22 protein-coding genes are annotated in these 21,803 nt (G+C 47.0%); 8 read left to right on the top strand and 14 right to left on the bottom strand.

The genetic code is table 11. The annotated features are described in order from the left end of the window. Window positions 1-37: 37 nt before the first annotated feature. Window positions 38-1,117 (bottom strand): tetraprenyl-beta-curcumene synthase family protein, encoded by a 1,080-nt coding sequence (locus MKX40_RS09950; protein ID WP_339241170.1) that lies wholly within the window; start codon window positions 1,115-1,117, stop codon window positions 38-40. A 179-nt stretch (window positions 1,118-1,296) separates the two neighbouring features. On the opposite strand from MKX40_RS09950, the gene MKX40_RS09945 reads away from it, so the two are divergent. Further along, window positions 1,297-2,637: a multi antimicrobial extrusion protein MatE gene (locus tag MKX40_RS09945; protein ID WP_339241167.1), complete on the top strand. Its 1,341-nt coding sequence runs from the start codon at window positions 1,297-1,299 to the stop codon at window positions 2,635-2,637. A gap of 40 nt (window positions 2,638-2,677) precedes the next feature. Beyond that, the gene (locus MKX40_RS09940) at window positions 2,678-3,850 is read left to right on the top strand and encodes an MFS transporter (RefSeq protein WP_339241166.1); all 1,173 of its coding nucleotides are present in this window, start codon (window positions 2,678-2,680) and stop codon (window positions 3,848-3,850) included. Window positions 3,851-3,996: 146 nt separating this feature from the next. On the opposite strand, the gene MKX40_RS09935 is transcribed toward MKX40_RS09940, so the two are convergent. After that, window positions 3,997-4,194 (bottom strand): cold shock domain-containing protein, encoded by a 198-nt coding sequence (locus MKX40_RS09935; protein WP_017689394.1) that lies wholly within the window; start codon window positions 4,192-4,194, stop codon window positions 3,997-3,999. A 162-nt stretch (window positions 4,195-4,356) separates the two neighbouring features. Between MKX40_RS09935 and MKX40_RS09930 the strand changes: the two genes are divergently transcribed. The 5 genes from MKX40_RS09930 (at window position 4,357) to MKX40_RS09910 (ending at window position 8,448) form a co-directional block, all read left to right on the top strand. Further along, complete coding sequence (locus MKX40_RS09930) at window positions 4,357-4,590, top strand: hypothetical protein (protein ID WP_017689395.1); 234 nt, start codon at window positions 4,357-4,359, stop codon at window positions 4,588-4,590. A 3-nt stretch (window positions 4,591-4,593) separates the two neighbouring features. Further along, window positions 4,594-4,779 carry a hypothetical protein gene (locus tag MKX40_RS09925; protein ID WP_047842378.1) on the top strand — a complete coding sequence of 62 codons (186 nt, stop codon included), beginning with the start codon at window positions 4,594-4,596 and terminating at the stop codon, window positions 4,777-4,779. A 214-nt stretch (window positions 4,780-4,993) separates the two neighbouring features. Next, on the top strand, window positions 4,994-6,784 hold the full coding sequence (gene pepF, locus MKX40_RS09920) for an oligoendopeptidase F (protein ID WP_339241165.1): 1,791 nt from the start codon (window positions 4,994-4,996) through the stop codon (window positions 6,782-6,784). Window positions 6,785-6,914: 130 nt separating this feature from the next. Further along, window positions 6,915-7,295, top strand: coding sequence for a lipopolysaccharide assembly protein LapA domain-containing protein (locus MKX40_RS09915; protein WP_339241162.1), 381 nt, complete (start codon window positions 6,915-6,917; stop codon window positions 7,293-7,295). A gap of 112 nt (window positions 7,296-7,407) precedes the next feature. Beyond that, window positions 7,408-8,448, top strand: coding sequence for a M42 family metallopeptidase (locus MKX40_RS09910; RefSeq protein ID WP_339241160.1), 1,041 nt, complete (start codon window positions 7,408-7,410; stop codon window positions 8,446-8,448). Between the two features lie 119 nt (window positions 8,449-8,567). Here MKX40_RS09910 and MKX40_RS09905 read toward each other — a convergent pair whose 3' ends face one another. The 9 genes from MKX40_RS09905 to MKX40_RS09865 form a co-directional block, all read right to left on the bottom strand. Continuing rightward, a complete protein-coding gene (locus MKX40_RS09905) occupies window positions 8,568-9,506 on the bottom strand; it encodes a hypothetical protein (protein ID WP_339241157.1) in 939 nt (312 codons plus the stop codon). A gap of 161 nt (window positions 9,507-9,667) precedes the next feature. After that, window positions 9,668-11,599 (bottom strand): ABC-F family ATP-binding cassette domain-containing protein, encoded by a 1,932-nt coding sequence (locus tag MKX40_RS09900; protein ID WP_339241154.1) that lies wholly within the window; start codon window positions 11,597-11,599, stop codon window positions 9,668-9,670. A gap of 59 nt (window positions 11,600-11,658) precedes the next feature. Then, window positions 11,659-12,237: a TetR/AcrR family transcriptional regulator gene (locus MKX40_RS09895; RefSeq protein WP_339241152.1), complete on the bottom strand. Its 579-nt coding sequence runs from the start codon at window positions 12,235-12,237 to the stop codon at window positions 11,659-11,661. 12 nt (window positions 12,238-12,249) lie between these two features. Continuing rightward, complete coding sequence (locus tag MKX40_RS09890; protein WP_339241149.1) at window positions 12,250-13,059, bottom strand: DUF92 domain-containing protein; 810 nt, start codon at window positions 13,057-13,059, stop codon at window positions 12,250-12,252. Between the two features lie 228 nt (window positions 13,060-13,287). Continuing rightward, window positions 13,288-14,061 carry an ABC transporter permease gene (locus tag MKX40_RS09885; protein ID WP_339241147.1) on the bottom strand — a complete coding sequence of 258 codons (774 nt, stop codon included), beginning with the start codon at window positions 14,059-14,061 and terminating at the stop codon, window positions 13,288-13,290. A gap of 17 nt (window positions 14,062-14,078) precedes the next feature. After that, on the bottom strand, window positions 14,079-14,855 hold the full coding sequence (locus MKX40_RS09880; RefSeq protein WP_339241144.1) for an ABC transporter ATP-binding protein: 777 nt from the start codon (window positions 14,853-14,855) through the stop codon (window positions 14,079-14,081). A 25-nt stretch (window positions 14,856-14,880) separates the two neighbouring features. Next, window positions 14,881-15,936: an ABC transporter substrate-binding protein gene (locus tag MKX40_RS09875; protein WP_339241141.1), complete on the bottom strand. Its 1,056-nt coding sequence runs from the start codon at window positions 15,934-15,936 to the stop codon at window positions 14,881-14,883. 11 nt (window positions 15,937-15,947) lie between these two features. Next, window positions 15,948-17,396: an aryl-sulfate sulfotransferase gene (locus MKX40_RS09870; RefSeq protein ID WP_339241139.1), complete on the bottom strand. Its 1,449-nt coding sequence runs from the start codon at window positions 17,394-17,396 to the stop codon at window positions 15,948-15,950. 59 nt (window positions 17,397-17,455) lie between these two features. Next, window positions 17,456-18,013, bottom strand: a complete 558-nt coding sequence (locus MKX40_RS09865) for a MarR family transcriptional regulator (protein ID WP_339241137.1) — start codon at window positions 18,011-18,013, stop codon at window positions 17,456-17,458. A gap of 386 nt (window positions 18,014-18,399) precedes the next feature. Here MKX40_RS09865 and MKX40_RS09860 point away from each other — a divergent pair, with 386 nt between their 5' ends. Further along, window positions 18,400-18,807 (top strand): hypothetical protein, encoded by a 408-nt coding sequence (locus MKX40_RS09860; protein ID WP_339241134.1) that lies wholly within the window; start codon window positions 18,400-18,402, stop codon window positions 18,805-18,807. Window positions 18,808-18,942: 135 nt separating this feature from the next. On the opposite strand, the gene MKX40_RS09855 is transcribed toward MKX40_RS09860, so the two are convergent. Genes MKX40_RS09855 through MKX40_RS09845 form a run of 3 tightly spaced genes read right to left on the bottom strand, consistent with a single transcriptional unit; the run spans window position 18,943 to window position 21,691 of the window. Beyond that, window positions 18,943-19,575 carry a fumarylacetoacetate hydrolase family protein gene (locus MKX40_RS09855; RefSeq protein ID WP_339241133.1) on the bottom strand — a complete coding sequence of 211 codons (633 nt, stop codon included), beginning with the start codon at window positions 19,573-19,575 and terminating at the stop codon, window positions 18,943-18,945. A 46-nt stretch (window positions 19,576-19,621) separates the two neighbouring features. Then, window positions 19,622-20,374 (bottom strand): glycerophosphodiester phosphodiesterase family protein, encoded by a 753-nt coding sequence (locus MKX40_RS09850; RefSeq protein ID WP_253433275.1) that lies wholly within the window; start codon window positions 20,372-20,374, stop codon window positions 19,622-19,624. A 24-nt stretch (window positions 20,375-20,398) separates the two neighbouring features. After that, window positions 20,399-21,691, bottom strand: coding sequence for a CapA family protein (locus MKX40_RS09845; RefSeq protein ID WP_339241130.1), 1,293 nt, complete (start codon window positions 21,689-21,691; stop codon window positions 20,399-20,401). Window positions 21,692-21,803 lie beyond the last annotated feature (112 nt).

The raw sequence follows: 21,803 nt of genomic DNA, 5'->3' as shown, positions 1-21,803 counted from the left end.
CTCTAGTTTCACTTCAGGCTCCGCAATTACACCTGACTTACATATTTTTCCGTATCCAGCGACTGAAAATGAAGAAAAATATTCTCGTCATTGGACTATTCTTCATCAGACGTTTGGATACGACGCGAACTTCCTGCTGTTCGCTGACTTTGGGATCAGACAGGTAAATGGCAATCAGTCCTTCGATGATCATCCGGTGAAAGGAGCTTCCCGGGATCTTCTGCACATCGCTGCGTGCCATCTCCACAATAAAAGCAATTCTGTCCAGCATGGTCTCTACATTCTCATAATAGTTGCAGAAGTTGAGATCTCCCCCGATGCGGTCCTCATCCTGATCAATTAAATAATCGAGCATAATGTGCAATGCGCATACATGTGGGAAATAGGCCGTGTGGATCGAGGCCGCTTGCTCTTCAGTCAACTGATCGTCACTCGCAGCCAGAAACAGCATGAAAACGCCCAGTGTAGAGCCAGTCGCAGCAGCAAATTCGTTCCAACGAAACTGAGGTGTACGATGACGATGCTTCGACCACCATTCGAGCAGTGCCGTTTCTCTCAGTTCCGGCTTGATATGCTTATATACCTGCAGGTCCGTGTATAGGCCTGCCAGATCCTGAATTTGGGGCTTGGCGGACGCATAGCCTGGTAACTGACGGGTCAGTTCCTGACATGTGGTCACCAGATTCCGCAGATATCCACCGTCATCCTGCTCCTCACGGAGGGCATAATAATTGACGGGAATTGCTTCGGGATCTACCGCATCAAGCATAGATTGATGGAGAAGACGAAAGTCATCCGGGTCCATCGATGTGCTGCGGTCGCACAGATTGTCCAAATAATCACTAATAGTCTGATATGAAACGATCAGCGGAATCAGAATGTGTCTGTTGGGCAAATCAGCTAACGCGTAGACGGTTCCGCCTTCACAGTGAAACTGTTTATCCTTTAGACTGGCAAGTGCCTGCGTACGCAATTCCTCATTCGGAATTGCCTCAGCCTGAGCACGCCATCCATTCAAAGCCTTCCGTGTTTCCGGAATGGTGTATTTGTACACCCCTCTCATCAATGCCAGCGGTCCACGCGGATATTGATGACGTTTTCGATTTGATTGGCTCAAAATAAATGTGCCTCCACTTGGTTGAATACGTATTAGAGCGATTTTTAACCATTCCTATTATAATATGATCCCCTTAATTGTACAAATGATCTGCCGCATATTCCGCGCAAAAAATCGCATCCGCGCTCAAAGCTTTGTGATATACTAGGCATATTTCATCCATCAAAGGAGTCGTTGACATGTCGTCAAGTGAATCACTTTCGTGGAGACGGTTATTTTCTTTTTTTGTGCCACTTGGCATTTCCGCCTCTCTCGTCACCATTTCTCACGTCATTATAAACAGTACATTAGCACGTTCCGCTCATCCCGAGACGGTGATTGCCAGCTATGCCATCGCCGGTAGCTTGTTAACCCTCACGGAACGCCCCTCCACCCTGCTGCGGCAAACCTGTTCCGCACTGGTTCGCGATCGCCTATCCTTTCAGGCCCTCACGTTTGTGACCAAAATATTTCTTGCCTGTGTACTTCTTATTGGTTTTCTGATCGTATATTCTCCCGTGGGTACCGGGGTGTTCAAATATCTGTTTGGTGTAAGTCCTGATCTGCTGAACAAAGTCATCGACGTATATGAAATTCTCATGTATGTGAGTATCTTCTCAGTGATCCGCAACATCTATCAGGGGATCATCATTACGAATAACCGAACCAAGTGGTTAACCATCGGCATGATATTCCGTTTAGCCGGCATGTACGGCCTATCCCTGTATTTCATCTACACAGACAGCATTGACAGTGGACGTGTAGGCGCTATCATTTTTGCTGCGGGCATGATGATTGAAGCGCTGGTCAGCTTTTTGGAGGGAAACAGCATTAAGCGCAAGATGCCAGCCAAGCTTGAGGATCATCCCGTCGAGAGCAGGGGAGACGTATTTCGCTTTTATAAACCGCTGCTGCTATCCAGCTTTGTAGCCCTGTTTATAGGCCCCGTCATTAACATCGTACTTGGCAAAACGACCGGGATTGCACTGGCCATTTCATCGTTTGCCATTGCAAGCAGTCTGATGCAGTTGATGCTAAGCTTCTTTACATACATTCATCAGATCGTGCTCAATTTCTACCTTGTGGACGCCAAACTGGTACGAAAATTTGCACTTGTCACCGGATTTATTCCGTTTGCGATAATGGTGTCGATTGCCTATACCCCCTTGGGGCCCTGGGTACTTGAAAATGTCATGAGCGTTCAGGGTGAGCTGTTAAAACAAAGTCTGTGGACACTACGTGCGTTCGTGTTATTTCCGCTGATCTTCCCTTTTCTGGATTTCAGTAACGGCATCATTCTGCTTCGCGGTCAGACAAAAACGATGTTTCGTTCGCAAACAGCGAATGCAATCTGCACGGTAATCGTGCTGCTTATACTTGTTAGTATTTTCCCTGCATGGAACGGCATGATTGGCGCTGTAGCGCAATCCCTTGGCCTGCTCGCCGAACTTATCATTGTCTGGCTTGTCATCCGGCGCACCCAGAAAGAACCTACGATGTCCGTGCCACCTACTGGTAAATCAACAACCCTGAAAGGGTAATAAAATCATTGAACTGTTATCAGGATTGGAGTCCCTCATCATGAAATTAGGTCACAACGCCCGCCCGGATCAGAACTGGCTGCGGGCTCTCATGTTCACCATTTTCGGTTCCACCGTTCTAGTGGTTTCCTACTTCCAGCTTTACTTCAGTCATCTTGGCTTCAGTCGGGCAGAGATTGGTTATCTCTACGGCATTGGTCCTCTCATCTCCGTGTTCTCCAATATGTTCTGGAGCATGGCCAGCGACCGTTACCAAACAGTACGCAAAGTGATGATCATTCTGCTTGGTGGTCAATTGATTACAGGAGTCATGCTCGCCAATGCAACAACCTTCGGTCAGGTATTTGTACTTGTCACCCTGTTTTACTTTTTCTATTATCCGGTCTATCCACTCTCGGATACGATGGCGATTACAACGGCCAGCAAGTACGGTCGAAATTTCACTTCCATTCGAGTCTTCGGATCGATCGGATATGCCTTCTTTGCATTAAGTATCGGGTATTTCCTTGGATCTTTTGGTCCAGCCTGGACGATCTGGGTTTGCGTTGGTCTTGCGGCCACTACACTGTTAATCAGTTTTCAATTGAAGGATCAACCTTCGGGAAGTAGTAGCAAAATGGATCTATCGGGGCTATGGGCTATTTTGAAACGCAGAGAGGTACTCACCTTTTTTGGCTGTGTATTCCTGCTCGCCATGGGACATCGGATGAACGAAGCTTTTCTTACCATCACGCTGAAAGAGCTGGGTGCCAGTGAAGGGCTGATCGGTTGGTCTTTGCTGATCTCTTCTGTAAGTGAGATTCCCATATTTCTGCTGCTCAGCAAGTATGGAAACCGTTATAAGGAACTGCCGCTCATTGCTTTTGCTGCGCTGATGTACACGGTTCGTTTGCTTCTGATGTCCATATCCGATACACCGGCAGCTGTCGTTGCCATTCAGACGATGCACAGTGTGACCTTCGGTATTTTCTACGTTACGGCAGTCCGTTATATCATTCGTCTGGTTCCGGACGGGTACAGGGCTACGGGTATGGCTTTGTTCACTATTGTCTGGTCCAGTGCTTCGGGACTGCTTAGCGGAACGTTGGGTGGACTGTTGCTGGAACACGCGGGCAGACAAACCTTCTATCTCACCGCTATGGCGTTCTCTCTGGCTGCACTGATCGGTTTCGGATTAAAGTTATGGTCCAGCATGACCAATCGTGTGTCTTGAACACACCTGCACCATCTTCAACCGTGATTTACATCGTAAATTGAGAATCAAAAAAAGCACAGCCTCCCTTGGGGGACTGTGCTTGGGTTCTTAATATTCAGCTACAAATTTATCATGTATAAGAAGTCCGTTGACCGGATAAATTCTTACAGTTTGTTTACGTTAGCTGCTTGAGGACCACGGTTTCCATCAGTGATTTCGAATTCTACCGCTTGACCTTCTTCCAATGTTTTGAAGCCGTCTCCTTGGATTGCGGAGAAATGTACGAATACGTCCTCGCCGCCTTCAACTGAAATAAAGCCATAGCCTTTTTCTGCGTTAAACCATTTAACTGTACCTTTCAAATGAAAAACCTCCTAAAAATATCGCCATCTATGGCGAATACCCTCATTATACTGTATGGGCTTCCATTTTGCAATTTATCTTTCCATAAATGTCGAAAAAATTTGCTTTGAATCGTAGGGTACGGTATCATTTTACCAAAACCGTTAGTTTGGAGACTACCTATGATAAAAAAACATGAAATATACAAAACAGACAAGTGGAATATGATGACCGTTGAAGTTCAAGGCAAATATCTCGTACTGCGAGAAATTTCGGAAGAGTGGGGCGAAGAATGCCATACTTTCCTTAGTCGTCCTGCCTTAATGCACTGGGCTGAACGCCGTTTTCCAAAAGCAGATTTTGAGAACCGTGAGGATGAATGGCGTCAATTGATGGCTGCCTTCAAAGGGGTCTAACCCATGCAGCTTGACTCAAGCAATGTCGTCATTTTTATTATCCTTGCCTTCTCCCTTGGTATTGTGCTTATTCTGGGACGCAATTCTATCCCGGATCGACTGAGACGTGGAATGGCGCTTATTGCTACCCTGCTCATTTGTTTCGCCTTTTTCCTGATCGTTTATTTTCTGTATAACATGGGAACCTAATCACAAAGAACCGTGATACTCAAATATTTCAGCGTGCCTAAGGTCATACTATACGAGATTATTCGTATTGTAAGGAGGAAGGCCGTTGAAATACCAGAAATCGCTATCTGTTATACTGGTACTTAGTCTGATTCCTTCGTCTCTCTCCGCACAGGCAAGCGAGACGAAGGCAGCTTCGTCCAACCATTCATCAGATTATCAAAGGAGGATTTCCATGAGTCAATTATTGAAACGTTCCGAGGTGCCGGCTGAGCATAGCTGGAAACTGGAAGATTTATTTGCCGATCAGAAAGCCTGGGATCAGGAATATGAAGAAGTATCGTCTTTGACCAAGAAGGCCTCCGAATTTCAAGGTAAACTGGGTCAACCTGATGTACTCAAATCTTGCTTCGAGTTCGAAGATGAGATCAGCCTCAAAATAGAACGCCTTTTTGTATACGCACGTATGCATCAAGATGAAGACACAGCTAATCCTACATATCAAAACCTGTCCCAAAAAGCCCAGAAATTAGGTGTACGGGTTGGTGAAGCACTCTCTTTTGTCACTCCAGAGATTCTCTCCCTTCCGGATGATCAGTTGGACGCGTTTATCGCCAACGAAAAACTCTCTGCTTATACGTTTACTCTTGAAGAGATGAAACGGGAAAAAGCGCATGTTCTTAGCCAAGCGGAAGAGGCTTTGCTTGCACAGGTAGGCAACCTTTCGCAAGCACCACAGACCATCTTCAGTATGCTGAATAACGCCGATCTCAAGTTTCCAAGAATCAAGGATGAACATGGTAAAGAAGTTGAGCTGACACACGGCAGCTACATTCAGTTCCTTGAGAATCCTAATCGTGAAGTTCGTGAACGTGCCTTCAAGGCGGTATATGAAACCTATGCCAAACAGAAGAACACGATTGCGGCTGCCTTGAATGCAAATGTAACCAAAAATATGTTCTATGCTAATGTTCGGAAGTACCCTTCCGTAATGGAAATGTCCTTATATGGAGATAACATCCCAACGGATGTGTATACGAATCTGGTAGACACGATTCACGAAAGCCTTCCGTTATTGCATCGTTATATGAACCTGCGCAAAAAGTTGCTGGGCGTGGATCAATTGCACATGTATGACCTGTTCGCTCCACTCGTAGACGAATACAAAATGGATATCACCTATGACGAAGCGAAACAAACCGTCAAAGACGGACTGAAACCACTCGGCAAGGACTATGCAGATGCATTGCAGACTGGATATGATAACCGCTGGATCGATATATACGAGAATGAAAATAAACGCTCAGGCGCATATGCCTGGGGCGCGTACGGCACTCACCCGTATGTCTTGTTGAATCACAAAGATAACCTGAACAGCATGTTCACCCTTGCTCATGAAATGGGTCACGCTCTGCATTCACATTACTCGGATACAGCACTTCCGTATCGTGATGCCCAGTACACCATCTTCCTAGCTGAGGTTGCATCCACAACCAACGAAGCGTTATTGATGGATTATCTGCTTAACAAATCAACAGATCCAAAGGAAAAATTGTATCTGTTAACTTATTACGCAGACCAATTCCGTACAACGGTATTCCGTCAGACCATGTTTGCTGAATTTGAGAAAATCATTCACGAACGCGCGGAACAAGGTGAAGCATTAACACCACAATTGTTATCCGAGATCTATTATGATCTGAATGTTAAATATCATGGTAAGGACATGGTTGTTGACAAAGATATTGAGATGGAATGGGCTCGTATTCCCCACTTCTATAACAGCTTTTACGTATATAAATATGCTACTGGCTTCTCCGCAGCGACCAGCTTCTCCAAGCAAATCCTGGAAGAGGGCCAGCCGGCTGTTGACCGGTATCTCGGTTTCCTGAAGAGCGGGGGCAGTGACTACTCCATTAACATTCTGAAAAAAGCAGGCGTGGATATGTCTACACCACAGCCAATTCGTGAAGCCATGAGTGTGTTCAAGGAATTGATTGAACAGATGGAGGAACTAACCAAGTAAGGTTAACGTTCCATGTGACCTGCATCCCTTGCCCGTTGGGCAAGGGATTTTACAATCATTGAAAGATGCAACATACTCGAATATGGGTAATGCATACTAGTTCTCAATTGTTCAACAAGGAGGCAACACCATGAAAATGCAATGGGCACTCATAGCAGGTCTTGTTTTTGCACTGCTCACAGGAATCTTTGCGGTTATTAACGTTGATTCTGTTCAGGTTAACCTGTTATTTAGCACGGTTCAAATCCCGCTGATTTTGCTGATCCTCGGCTGCACCCTGATCGGTGGGATTATTGTAGGTTCATATGGCATCTATCGCCAATACCGACTGCAACGCGAGAACAAGCAATTGAAATTGCGTGTATCTGAATTGGAAAGTTCGGCTACAAGCAACTCTTCGTTCGATTCATTCAAATCGATGGATTCGCTTGACTCAACTGAACCGGACAGCCTATTGGAGAATGATTCGATCCAGAGTCAGCGCAAAGGAAATCCTACCGGGACATTGTGACCAACAGAATCAGCCTGCTGGCGAGTCAGGAATGGTAGTATCACATTCGCTCCCCCAGACAGGCTGTATTTGTTTCAAAACCATACCCACGTTTCAAGGAGGAAATTACACAATGAGTTATACCATTGATGAATCTTACGTTCTGTCTTTTCTGAAAAAATTGCTGGATACACCAAGTCCAAGCGGCTACACCCATCATATTATCGAGATGATTAGCCAAGAAGCTCAATCACTGGGCATCACTTGTGAGCTCAATAATAAGGGTGGTGCCGTGCTTACTTTGCCAGGGCAGGATTCATCCAAGACGATTGCTCTGAGTGCCCATGTGGACACGCTAGGGGCCATGGTACGCTCCATTACATCCTACGGCACCTTGAAATTAACTTCTGTCGGTGGATTTTCCATGCAAAGTATCGAAAACGAATATTGCAGCATACATACTCGGGACGGAAAGACATACACAGGCACCATTCTCTCCCTTCACCCGTCTGTACATGTATATCCAGATGCACGTACCTTTGAACGGACCGAGAGCCATATGGAAGTGCGAATTGATGAAGTTGTCTCCTCCAAGGATGATGTGTTAAAACTCGGGATCGCTGTTGGTGACTTTATCTCCTTTGATGCTCGTGCAGTTATTACCCCAAGCGGTTATATCAAATCACGTCATCTGGACGACAAAGCCAGTGTAGCTGCATTGTTCGGCATCCTTGAGTCTGCCCATCGCGAAAGCTGGAAACCAATACATAATGTTTCTCTGCTCATCTCTAACTACGAAGAAGTCGGACATGGTGCCTCGTATATCCCTGCAGAAATCAGTGAAATGATCGCTGTAGACATGGGAGCCATGGGCGATGATCTGAGTTGTAAAGAAACCGATGTATCCATATGTGCCAAAGATTCTTCTGGACCGTATGACTACGATATGACCAGTCGTCTCATTGAACTGGCCAAACAAGATGGGTTGGATTACGTTGTGGACATCTACCCCCACTATGGCTCAGATGGAAGTGCAGCACTACGCGGAGGAAACAATATCCGAGCAGCACTGATCGGACCGGGCGTTCACGCATCTCATTCTATGGAGCGCACACATAAGGATGCTGTCTTGAATACTGCACGCTTGCTAGCTGCCTACATTACAACGAAGTAAAACAGAATCTTCCATTTACTAAAAATCGTGAATAACATCCATATGTACGTCTAAGCAAAAGGACACTTCCAAGCACAGCCATTCGGTGCGATGAGAAGTGTCCTTTGCTGTCCTATCTCTTAATCTGCCTGTTCCACATAGGCATGATATTTATGCTCCAAACGCTCTAACTCTGCCCTGTGGTCACGCATTTCATTGCTTAACACATGCATGGTCTGACGAACCGCACTCAGTCCATCTTTCACCTGACGTTCGGCTTTACGAATTTTGTCCTGAACCATCCAGTCCACAAAGAGGTTATCAAAGAAATAGTCTGCGAAAGAAAGCAGACCTCCCAGATGCAGATCCGCATGTACTGCCATCTCTACATCCTCCAATTCCTTTTGAAAACGTCGTAGACGCTTTCCTGCATCCATAATGGCGACCTGAGCGTCATCCATACGTCCCCGCTTGATATGTGTGGAGATTACCCCACCACCCATCATGTCATATATGCCCCAATTACCTGCCGAAGCCAAAGCCTTCTCGGCACGTTCAAGGGCATAGACCAGGTATTCCCCTTCCCGGAAAGCTTCTTCCAGTTCCTGAAGTTCACTCGCCAGATGTTCCCGATTTTCAGCCATGTGTTGCAATTCAGCATCCTGGTCCAGCAGACGACCTTCCTTCTTTCCCCACAGAGCGTTGTAATCGCTTTGCCAGTATTGATACTGCCGCCCGCCCTCCAACTCCTGCTCCACATGAATTCGTTGCTCCTGTACGTCTTGTAACATGCGACAAGCGGTATCGTATGCAGCCTTGCTTTCCATCAGTTCGAGTTCTTCCTTCTCCAGCCGCTCCGTTTTCTTGCCAATCAGCTGATAGAAAAATGCTGCCAATGTCATACTGTTCAGTCGATCAACATCTTTCTGCTCCTTCTGGAGGTGCTCCTGACGACGTTTTACCTTTGCTTCCCATTCGGTTTCTTCCGTTTGAAGCTTCTCCAAACGCTTGGTCCATTTCTCGTAAATTCTCCCCTTTTCCTTGAGTACCGCCAACTGTTCATTGATTTCTTTATACATAAGTATGGTGTTCTCTCCCTTCTATGGAATTCTTTACTTATACAACGTAATGAATATACTGAACGTTTCACTTTCATGCGAAATTCACAAACAAAAAATAGCCCTCTCCTCCAAAGCGACATCAAGTCACTCTAGAAGAAAGGGCGATGTTTAACTATAAATTAAGACTTGCTCTGTTCAATCTGCTCTGCAAGTTCATTCAGAATGGTCCAGCGTTCCATCAATTCGTCCAGATGACGTTCAGCCTCAACCTGCTCCGCCATCAACTCCTGCAGAAGGGCAGAATCACTAAATGACTCTTCCATCTCTTTATTAATCCGGACAAGATTGGCTTCAGCCTTCTCAATATTTTCATCAATCTGATCGTATTCACGTTGCTCCTTGAAGCTGAATTTCAACTTGGGTTTAGCTGCTGACACAGCGGGAGTTGTTTTCTCCGATGTCTGCTTCACCTTCGTTGATCCTGGGTCACTCTCTTGCGTAGCTCCAGGTGCATTTTTCAGCATCCATTCCGCATACTCACTGTAGTCGCCGACATGTACACGTACAGCACCGTTGCCCTCAAAAGACAGCACTTTATCCACCGTACGATCAAGGAAATAGCGATCATGGGATACCACAAAGACAACACCTGGAAAATCGTCCAGATAGTCTTCCAGTACAGCGAGTGTCTGGATGTCCAGGTCATTCGTCGGCTCATCCAGCAGCAAGACATTCGGCGCAGCCATCAGAACACGCAGCAGATACAGACGACGTTTCTCTCCACCAGAGAGGCGGGAGATTGGTGTCCACTGGGATGCCGGGGTAAACAGGAACCGCTCCAGCATCTGGGATGCTGTGATCAGAGAGCCATCGGCTGTTTTCACATTCTCGGCCACTTCCTTGATGTACTCAATGACACGAAGAGATTCATCCATCTCCTGATGCTCCTGGGTGAAATAGCCCAGATTGACCGTAGGACCGACGTCAACCACGCCTGCATCGGGTTCCAATTTGCCAGATATCATCTGTAACAGCGTAGACTTACCACTACCATTCGGTCCGACAATCCCTACCCGATCTCCAGGTACGGCAATATAACTCAGATCTTCAATCAGTGTGCGGCCACCGACGGATTTGGAAAGATGCTCGATCTCCAGAATCTTTTTACCTAGACGAGTGGAGCCAACCGACACTTCCAATGAACCGGAGCGCTGGACTCCTTGTTGGTCTTTGAGTTGTTCGAAACGATCAATTCTCGCTTTTTGTTTCGTCGTCCGTGCCTTGGCACCACGACGAATCCATGCGAGCTCCGTCCGAAGCAAGTTTTTACGCTTCTGTTCGGAAGAAGCTTCCCGCTCTTCACGCTCTGCCTTCAGTTCCAGAAAGCGTGTATAGTTGGCTTCATACCGGAACAAACGGCCATGATCCAATTCCAGCATGACATTGGCCACACGATCCAGGAAATACCGATCATGCGTAATCATAAGCAGTGCGCCGCGACGCTTCTGCAAATACTGCTCGAGCCATACGACCGAATCATTATCAATATGGTTCGTCGGCTCATCCAGAATGAGCAGTTCGCACGGGTGAATCAGAGCAGCAGCGAGTGCTACCCTTTTGCGTTGTCCACCAGACAACGTGCCCATCAGTGCATCGAATTGACGAATACCCAGTTTGGACAAGATACTCTTCGCTTCACTCTCCATCTGCCAGAGCTGAAGCTGCTCCATTTGCTGATTCAAACGTAATAATCGCTCTTGCAACGCTGGATCGGAGGAATTCAGCTCCAATAATTCCATCGTTTCCGTATATTCACGCACGGTTTTCATTTCCATGCTGTCACCTTCGAATACTTGTTGCAGTACCGTATTGTCTGGATTGAAGTCCGGATTTTGTGCAAGGAATTGAATACGTACGTCATTACCGATGGAGATCTGTCCCGCGTCTGCCGGTTCCATACCGGATATCACACGCAAAAATGTGGATTTCCCGGTACCATTTACCCCAACGACACCAATCTTATCCTGATCAGCCATGCCAAATGAAGCATCCTTGAACAATATTTTTTCACCATAACTTTTTGCAATCTGCTCTACCGTCATTATGTTCATTGCTCGTACCCACTTCTCTGTAAAATAAAATTCATATTACGCACATCCACGCACTCACTTTAAACTTGTAAAAAAGAACGGCATCCGTCCAGAAACAATGCTGCTGCAAAGGCAATTCGTTTGTTCAGATGTTCCTCATTGAACTCCGGATTCAACATGATATCCATCTTCAGCCGGTCCAGAATTCCAATATAAGCTTCAGCAAGCAATACAGGCTCAGGTACACTTGCACTCTCCAGTACTTTACGCACCATGCTCATGTATTGGTTCATGAATGCCTTCATGAATTTCATTAGATCCGGATCATTATTGGGTGCCATAAAAAAGAGTTTGGTATGATTGCGGCGCTCATAATAATACGTAAGGTGGGTCTTGGCTATTGCTCCAAGTTTATCACCTGTGTTGTCATGCGAGTTCAAAGCATATTCAAGACGACTGATAAAACTGTTACAGTCCCGCTTGGATACTGCGATGAATAGTTGTTCCTTGCTTTTGAAATATAAATAAATGGTGCCTTTTGCAATGCCGGCTTCGTCTGCTATATCAGACATTTTGGTCTCATAAAAACCTTTCGAGCCAAAAATACCATAGGCCGCATCCAAAATAGCCTCCGATTTGTCTCCCTGTACCGTACTCAAATGTACTCCCCCTTACAACGCCAAAATGTTACCTAAACCTATCGCCACGCATCCTCCGATAACCGAACTAAGCACGTTCACCAGGTCGTTGCTCATCCATGCCCAGCCACGAGCCCGAACCGTTGGATGCCCACAATGTTCATGCACCTCAACTTCACGGCCACACACAGTGCAACGATACATCTTCTGCACCGTTGCGCCCAGATAGGAATCGGCAAAAGCACCTGCCAACCCGCCTACAAGACCGACAAAAGTCCAACTAAACAGACCAAGGCCTTCGATCCCGGCGATCCACGAAAACATGAAGGCTCCCGCACCAATCAGAGCCCCGCCTGCGGCTGCAGCCGCGGTGCCGAGAAATGAGACACCTCCTGAAGCACCTGGTGTAAGTACCTTCCATGTGAGAACAGAGCGCGGCGGCTTGCGACTGAGACTCCCGAGTTCAGTTGCCCATGTGTCCGATGTCACGGTAGCCATTACACCAATGAACGCATATATCCATGCCGGATGTGGAAATATCCAGTATCCCAGACATAGGAACATGCCCATTCCACCATTAGCCATTACTTGCCCAGCGTCCCGATTTCCTGACTTGGCATAGGATTTCTCCAGCTCCTGCTTCCGATCTTTACGAAACCTGGAGAGCAACGTTGAAGTAATAAAAAATAACAATAACGTGCCAAACCAGAACAGGTTACCCGCTCCGTAATATATCGTTCCCATCATGATTGCTGCCAAGCAGCCAGACAGAGTTAGCGACTTTTTCGCATAGGCCGCACCTGCCACCATAGAAGCGCATACGGCGCCAATAATCCAATCCATAATGTCTCCTGCATGCAGCATATGTACAGCCCACATGACGTTAATTGTATTTTTGAAATTCAATTATACCACGGTTTGATGCCAATGCCGAAACTCCTAAGGCCAGCACACAAAAAACCTGTTTCGGCCTCGTGTAGAAGTGCCAAAACAGGTTATTGACCAAACGTTACAACAAGATGAATCCCCTTCTCAAGTAACGTCTGGAATTGCGTATTCTTATGTTCTCATTCAGACTCGTTTTGCTCCGCCAATGACCCCATATCGGTAGAGGACCCTGCGACCAAACCAGTTGAACAATCGATCCGTCAGGAATCCCATAAAACCCAGGGAAATCAGTCCGACAAAGATCCAATCCGTACGGAAAAAGAGTCTGGAATTCCAGATCAGGTAACCCACTCCCTCATTTGCAGCAATCATCTCCGCACCAATGATAGCCATATAGGAAGTTCCCATTGCCAGGCGCACACCTGTGAAAATATACGGGGTTGTCGCCGGAACAATCACATGCAGCAGAATCTGCCGTTCATTGGCTCCCATACTGCGTGCCGACCGGATTTTGTCTTCTTCAACGGAGAGCACACCCGTTAAGGTGTTTAGCACAACAATGAAGAAGGTTGCGTACATGATGAGTGCAATCTTGGATTGCTCACCAATACCGAACCACACCAAGAATAAGGTAATAAAGGCGATCGGCGGGATAAAGCGTATAAAGTTAAGGAAGGGTTCCGCGAACAGCCGGATGAGATGAACTTTGCCAATAATCAGCCCTACCGGAATAGCAATGATGCTTCCGAGTACCCAGCCTGCAAGTACACGCGTGAAGCTGATTCCGATATACTGCATCAGCGTACCATCAGCAATCAGTTCACGCGCTCCCAGAATCGTATCCCAAGGGCCAGGGATTACGTCAGGCCCATAGATGAGGGCACCAAACTGCCAGATCAGGATGACTGTTGCCCACAGGAGCGGGATAGACACCGATTTTTTTTCCAACCATTTCATCTCACATATCACCTCAGTTATTCTTCAAAGTGGCCTTGAATTTGGTCATACAGGGTGTTGAACTCAGATGAGGCGATGTTCCTCGGGTAAGGTAATGTGTTGTGGTAAATATCCGTAATATTCGAAGACGGACCTACAGACATAATACCTATGCGCTCACCAAGCAATAACGCCTCCTGAATATCGTGGGTGACAAAGATAACGGTCTTATGAGTTTCTTTCCAGATATTCACCAGTTCCTTCTGCATCGTACGCCGCGTCATCGCGTCCAGCGCACCGAATGGCTCATCCATCAGCAAGATCGCCGAGTCATTCGCAAGTACACGGGCCAATTGAACCCGCTGCTTCATGCCCCCCGAGAGTTCTTTTGGAAATTTCCCCTCATGAGCACTTAGTCCAACAAGCTGAATGTATCGATCAGAGATCTCACGTCGTTGTGCCTTAGGTACCTTGGACATTCGGAGCCCAAATTCCACATTCTCTCTCACGGTTAGCCATGGAAAAAGAGAGGAATCCGCCTGCTGGAATACCATCGCCCGATCCCTGCCCGGTCTGTCAATCTCCTTGTTGTCCACTTTGAGCTGGCCACCCGACTTGGAGATAAAACCCGCGATCATGTTCAGCAACGTTGACTTCCCACACCCACTGGGACCAAGCAGGACGAAAAACTCTCCTCCCTTGATAACCAGATCGACATCCTTGATGATATAATGCACATCTCCATTAGTCGGGGCATGATACGTTTTCCGAAGCTGTTCGATATGAATGGTATGCTGAGTTGCAGGTAAGGACATCACGAACACCTCCCATTTGAATGAATTATTTGCTATATGTCACTTTTTTCGGCAGAGCCTGCTGGAGAGAGGTCAGATTAAGTTTGGTGTCGAGATCAAAATCTTGTTCAATGATTCCGGTATCCACCATATATTGCTTCTGACCTGCCAAACTGTCATAAGCGGCCTGCGTAAATCCAACTTCCCATGGATTGATCGGAAGGTCTTTCAACGTGGCATCTTTAGGCTGTTTGGTCTCTTGATACATCAGATCCGCAACTTCTTCAGGATGCGCTTGGGCATACGCGGATGCCTCATCAAGTGCCGCGAGAAAGTCACTTATCTTTTCGGGGTTTGCCTGGATGAATTCATTACTGGATACCAGCCCCATACCAAGGCGTATAGAGGTCTGGGACATATCCGTCAGTTGATGGACCCCTTCGAGTGCATCGAATTTATCAGTTAACGCAGAGCCTATCACCCAGGCGGCATCAAGGTCTCCCTGTTTCAGTGCGATGTAGGACTCATCAAAAGCCCCCTGACCAATTTGCGTCACATCACCCAGCGCTAATCCCTGATCTTTCAGATATTCATCCCATAGATACGGAATAAATGTGCCTCGAATGAAACTTACTTTCTTGCCTTTCAAATCCGCTCCGCTCTGAATATCCTTCCTTGCATACAGCTTCCAGGCGGCTGCCGCTTCATCCGTAGCCTGACCAGCCGAAGCGATGACTGAATATTCTCCTTTAGCCAATGCATTCAATACGGGAAAATCTGCCCCATACGCAATATCCACCTGTTTGATAAATAGTGCATTTACACCTTCAGCCGGTGAGCCAAACGTAATACTCTCTGCGTCAATGCCCCTTTTTTCAAAGAAACCTTTGGCAATGGCTACCCTGAACGTTGGGTTGGTACTGGTATCTGCGATTCGAATTTTTACATTCTCGGCATGTTTACCCGAAGCGTCTTTGGTTCCGGACCCTGCTGCGCTTGAACTGCATCCGGATAATAGGAGTGCCGTAGCCAGGAATGCTATTAACACGCCGGTAATTATGCATGGTTTTCTCACAATATACACCCCATTCAATCTAGTCATGATCTTGACGCCTAATCGCCCGTCTTGCCTTCATCCGACGTTGCCACACAGGCTGCTCCCTCCACAAACGGAAGAGTTGTCTCTACACTCACGATGGATGCAGAACCTTTGGGTGCTGCTCCCGGCACCCTATAGGTGGAGACATCAATGGTTTCAATGGGAACTTCCTGCGGCTTCTCCAACTGTGGAACCCACTGATAAGGAACTCGATACGAGCGATAGACCATATTGGTATTTCGCCGATCCGTGTAAGGGGAGACATATTCCCAGACCAGCTCATGCTCGGCTGTCACTTCGAACAACCTGCCATTGGAACCTTCGGTTATCAGGGTGTTACCGTTAGGCAAACGCTGAGCGGAACTGATGTATGGACTATAAAATTTATAGGAATCCGTTGGGACGGAAAATCCAGCTTCTGCCGATGTATACTGCCAGACAATCTCCAGGGTGACCGGGTTAATCTCCAACACACGCGAGTGATCCCGAATCGCATGTTTTAATCCAAATGGGGAAGCCGGATTCGGAAGGCCGTAACCTGCCCAGCCGCCATTGTCGAATACAAGCAAGTTCCCTTCTCCAGGAAGGCCCTGAGGAATGATATGTGCATGATGCTGCCCGATAATTGTGCCAATGTGCTTCGCTTCAGTTGAAGTATAGTCGGGGCCCAGTCTCCATACGATTTTTCCGCTCTGCCTGTCTGTAATTGCGATTATATTGGCCTCTCTGGCATCCCAGATAATATTGTCAGGGTGGAACCGTTCGTCTCCGTCTTCATAGAAGCGGTTGGGTCCAACATAAGAAGCAGAATTAATATGTAACCAATCACCCACACCACCACCCAAATGACCAAAAGAACGTGTATTCGGATCACGGAACAGAACATTTCGAGCAGCTTCATCAAAACCTAATTCTTCAAAGTGCTCGTTAGGCAGCCATTCCCAAAGTACCTTCCCCTCCCAATCCACTTCAATAATGGCGTCATCAAGCAATGGCTTATCTGAAATTTGCGGGTTACTCACATTTTTGTGAGCCAGGATAAGTGTGTTGCCACTCTTCGTCTTCGGTGCAAGCCCAGGTGCATAGTACCCTACCGGATTACCCTCACGCTGATAATCATGATGCTGGCGGGCATACCATAGTGGCTCATACCCCGGATCTTCAATATGTTCGTAGCTATTGTATTTCCATACAATGTTACCGTCCCAATCTACCTGAACCAGATCAACATTATCCTGAATGCCGAACTTCGGATCTCTACGACCTGTGCTGCCCAGCACGTAACCTCCAGGCAATATTTTGGCCGGGAATCCTAACAACCCTTTCCACAGATGAACCTCCTTGCCATTCATATCAATCAATACTACGCCTTCTTCACCTGCCTGATAGACGGTATAACCGCCCCAAGCCTTGTCCGGTTTGTATAACGTCGCTCCAGTTGGATATATTGTTGAGTGTCCCATTGATCATCTCTCCCCTAGAATGTTTGTGGTATATCAAATGTCATTACTGTGATCCAACCTCAATAACTGAGATAGTTACTCTTCCCGGTATTGTTCCGCTGCTTCTGCTCAAAGTTACTTGTGGAGGAGCTATCATGTTCATGTATCCCGTTGCTCTCCGCCAATTCCAGCACTGTGTCCGAGAACCCTTCCAGATTCGCTACTACCCGCTCGTAGAATTGACTTTGCTGCTCCAGTTCCTCCGCCGTAAAACCCTCAAACAGAAGCGTGATACATCGGGCACCGATGTTGCTGTTTCTCGCATACATCTCCCGCCCGCTGGATGTGATGTCCAGTAAAACCGTCCGGCGATCGTCTTCCTTTCGTCTGCGGATGGTGAGTCCCTTTTTCTCCAACTTATCGGTCAGAGCTGTAATGGCACCCGATGTGAAGTCCAACTGTTCTGCCAGATCTCCAAGACGCTGTTCTCCCTCACGAATGATCTTGTGCAGGATAAGCATGCCCGGCAGGCTGATGCCCTCTACAGAGATACGATCCCGCTCCTTGACGAATCGTCTGACCATTTTGCGAAATAACCAATCCGTCCGCTCCAACGCTTCCCAGTCTCTATCACTCAATGCGTAACCTCCTTGATCATCTGAAACCTCAATAGCACACGAAAAAAGGCCCCCGTGGACATTCCATAGTGGAGTAGTCCCGGGAGCCTTTGGTGGTCCAATCAGCTCGATTTATTTTCAGTTCAAATTATTTCACTGTTCATTTAATGAGTATTAAAATAATTGAGATCATCATATAACCAACTAACCCAACCTGTCAAGTGTGAATTATGTGAGTGAGCTTCTTTTAAGGTCATTCTCTGCGGGTTAAATTACTTATTCCGTTTTAAGTTTCACTTCAGGTTTCCCGTTTACACTATTCACAGATCGATGTATCAACCAATACATCTATGACAAGCTACGAATCAGTTCGTTCGTACTCTACTACAGAAATGAGGAATATGCATATGAACATGAAACGAGTCATTATTATAGGCACCATGTTTGTCACCATGTCCTTCGCCGGAACAGCATGGGGCCAATCTGCCATCTCCCCCATACCTACTGCCAAATGGTCCATCGTTGATCTGGATCCTGGTGAGGGAAGCAGTGACGAACTGCTCAGCGCTCTTAATCAGTCTTCAGAAGAGGATCTGTATCAGAAGCTCTACAACGGTAAGTCGCTGAGAACGATTACGGAAGAAAACAGGGGGAATTGGGATGAGGTGATTGCTATACAAGTAAGACAGCTCAGAGAGCAGTTGGATGAGCGACTCGCAAGTGGAAGTATCAGCTCGAAGCAACACGCTGCACAACAAGCCGAACTGGAGGCATTGGTCACGCAGAGCGCAAATACAGCTTATAATCTGACGTAATTAAAAACCTACCTGTACGATGAAAATGTGAAAATGCCATGAATAACATAACAAAAAGGAGCGTATGCACGCCCCTTTCTTGTACCCTATAACATCTCTACTTCTCAAGCAGGTATGATCTGTACTGTGTAATCCTTATTGCGCTGCCCCAATCGTGCATGCACCCAAGGATTCGCCGTCCCATGCCAGTTCGAGCACATCTCCTGCTTGTGTTGGTCCAACACCTTCCGGTGTTCCTGTAAAAATGACATCTCCCTGCCCCAGGCCGTAATGGTGACCTACATAATCCACAATATCCTGTAAACTGAAGATCATGTTACGAATGTTACCACGCTGAACTTCCTCACCGTTTTTAGTCAACGTAAAGTCTTTCTCCAGCAGTGCTGCCGCCCCCGGGAACGCCTGAAATGCAGAAACCGGAGCCGAATTTTTGAATCCTTTGGCCGCTGTCCACGGGTGGCCCTTTTTCTTAATCACGGACTGTACGTCACGTAACGTAAAATCAATACCAAACGCATACGCATCCACCAGCTCATCTACCGTCATACCTAGCTCATAAGCCCGGCCGATCTGCACGACCAGCTCAGCTTCATAGTGAACTTCACCCTTGGTAGCAGGCAATTCAAGCGTTTCACCACTCAGGGGCACGACTGCATGAGAAGGTTTCATAAAGATCATTGGTTCATCCGGAACCGCGTTACCCAATTCTTCCGCGTGAAGTTTATAATTGCGTCCTACACAGTATACATTGCGAATATTAGTCAACATGGGTATATTACCACCTTTATTGGATTCAATAGTGCATTTAGAGTAATTACGGTCTGAAGAATCGGCTGCTCGTCTCCTGAAATGCCAGCTCCCATACGTCAGGACGGTTCGTACATAACATGAGCTCTGGATCAACTGCGGCCAGTTTCTTCATAATGGTCTTGTCATCTACTGTCCAGGCCATCACCCGAATACCTGCACTCCGCATCTCGTTCATTAAGGATTTGTCTACATTGGTGTATCCAATGGAGAGAAATGTACAATTCATCTGCTGCAGGGCAGTTAACAGATCACCTGGTCGTGCATCGATAATCAGCCCCGTCTGGATCTCCGGTGCAAGTTTCTTCACTTCGATCAGAGCGGCTGGTTCAAATGAGGTGATCACCACATCATTTTGCATATGTCTTTTTCTCACTTCATGTATAACAGCCGCAGGCAGACCCGGGTACATGTCTCCCTGCGTTTTCAGTTCAATGTTAAGACGTACTCTGCCGCACGAGCGATCTAACAATTCACTTAGCGCCGGAATCCGTTCGCCCTTGTAAGACTTGTTTTTCCATGCTCCAGCATCCAAACGTTGCAGATCAGCCCAATCGGTTTCCCGAACCAGACCCTTGCCATTCGTCGTACGATCCACTGTAAAATCATGAATGATCACTGGCACACCATCACGCGACAACTGCACATCCAGCTCCATCCACTGAACTTCAGGCCGTTCCATGGCCATTAGAAACGCAGCCATTGTATTCTCTGGTGCAATAGAAGAAAATCCACGGTGCGCTACACAAAGGTTGTTCATTCGATTCCCTCCTCAAAAAGGTTATTAATTAGGCGAAGCGACTCCATTGCCATCATATCGAATGCCTGGCGAGAGCTTTGCCATCTGTTGCAGCAGCAGTTTGTTTGCCTCATCAATCATTGGAATGGCCTGACCAAGCGCCGCTTCATAAGGGATGACTTTCATGCTGCAAGCTGCATCAGGAGTACAACGTGCCTGAAATACCGCTGTTTTCCATGTCTCTTCGGTGGTTGATCTGGAGAAAATAAAATTTCCGGTACTGTATGCAATCCATTTCCCCTTATAATACTCCAACCCTTGCAACACATGAGGATGACCACCTATGACCAGATCTGCGCCAGCATCCACAAACTCATGAGCCAATCGGGTCTGGTCACTGTTCGGAGTACTTACACGTTCCTCGCCCCAGTGCGCAACCACGATTACCAGATCAGCCTTCTTACGGGCCTCCTGGATCGCTTTGACCGCTCCTGTGGAATCATAGGCTTCAGCCACGCCAGCCCGATTGCCCTCAGCCTTCCAACTCGTTTCCGGTACAACACGGGAGAACCCAAGCAATGCAATCTTCATACCTTTGCGTTCCAGATACGCTGGTGCATACGCTTCATCCCTGTTCATGCCAGCCCCGGTGTGAGCAATACCATATTCCTTGAGATAGGTTAACGTATCTACCAAACCCTCAACACCCTGATCCAGAATATGATTGTTAGCCAAATTGACAGCATCAAAACCCGCAGAGGCCATTGCCGCCAATGCTTTGGGCGAAGATTTGTATACATATGTTTTGTCTGCTGCCCCCGTACCTCCCAGGGTTATCGGTGTCTCCAAGTTGCCGATGGTAAGATCATCATCCTTGAATAATCTGCCGAGTTTAGCAAAGGGATAATCATAACCGTTCTTATCCAGCAGTTCAGCAACTTTGCCCGAAAATTGAATATCCCCGACAAAATTAATGGTGACATCCTTCGCTGAATTGGAAGGTTGCGATGTCCCTGACTCGGTATCCGCACCTGCATTTCCCTTGGTGCCGGACGGCGTCGAATCTGTAGCAGGTTTTTTCGTTCCGGATTCGGCTTTCCCATTATTGGTATTGCCTGAAGTATCAGGTTTCGCTACGCCGGATGAATCACCTGCATCTGCTGTTGTTTCTTCATTCGTTGCTTCGGCGTCTTCTTCCGGAGCCTCATCAGTCTCCTCCGAGTCTGGAGAACTTACTTGATCCCCACCTTTGGCATCGTCTCCAATGGAAGGCTGATCCTGATCAACAATTTGCTGCTTCACCGGCTGGTCTGCCTGTTGCTGACGTGTGTTAATCACATAAAAAATGCCCACCAGACCAATTGTCATGATCAATAAAAGATTAATTGTCCAGATGATTCTATCACGGGTGCGCTTTCTTTTTTTTCTCTCTACACTTCGATCTGATCTT

It is taken from the genome of Paenibacillus sp. FSL R5-0517, assembly GCF_037974355.1.
Classification (GTDB): Bacteria; Bacillota; Bacilli; order Paenibacillales; family Paenibacillaceae; genus Paenibacillus.
This window is presented reverse-complemented; position numbering and strand designations above follow the sequence as displayed.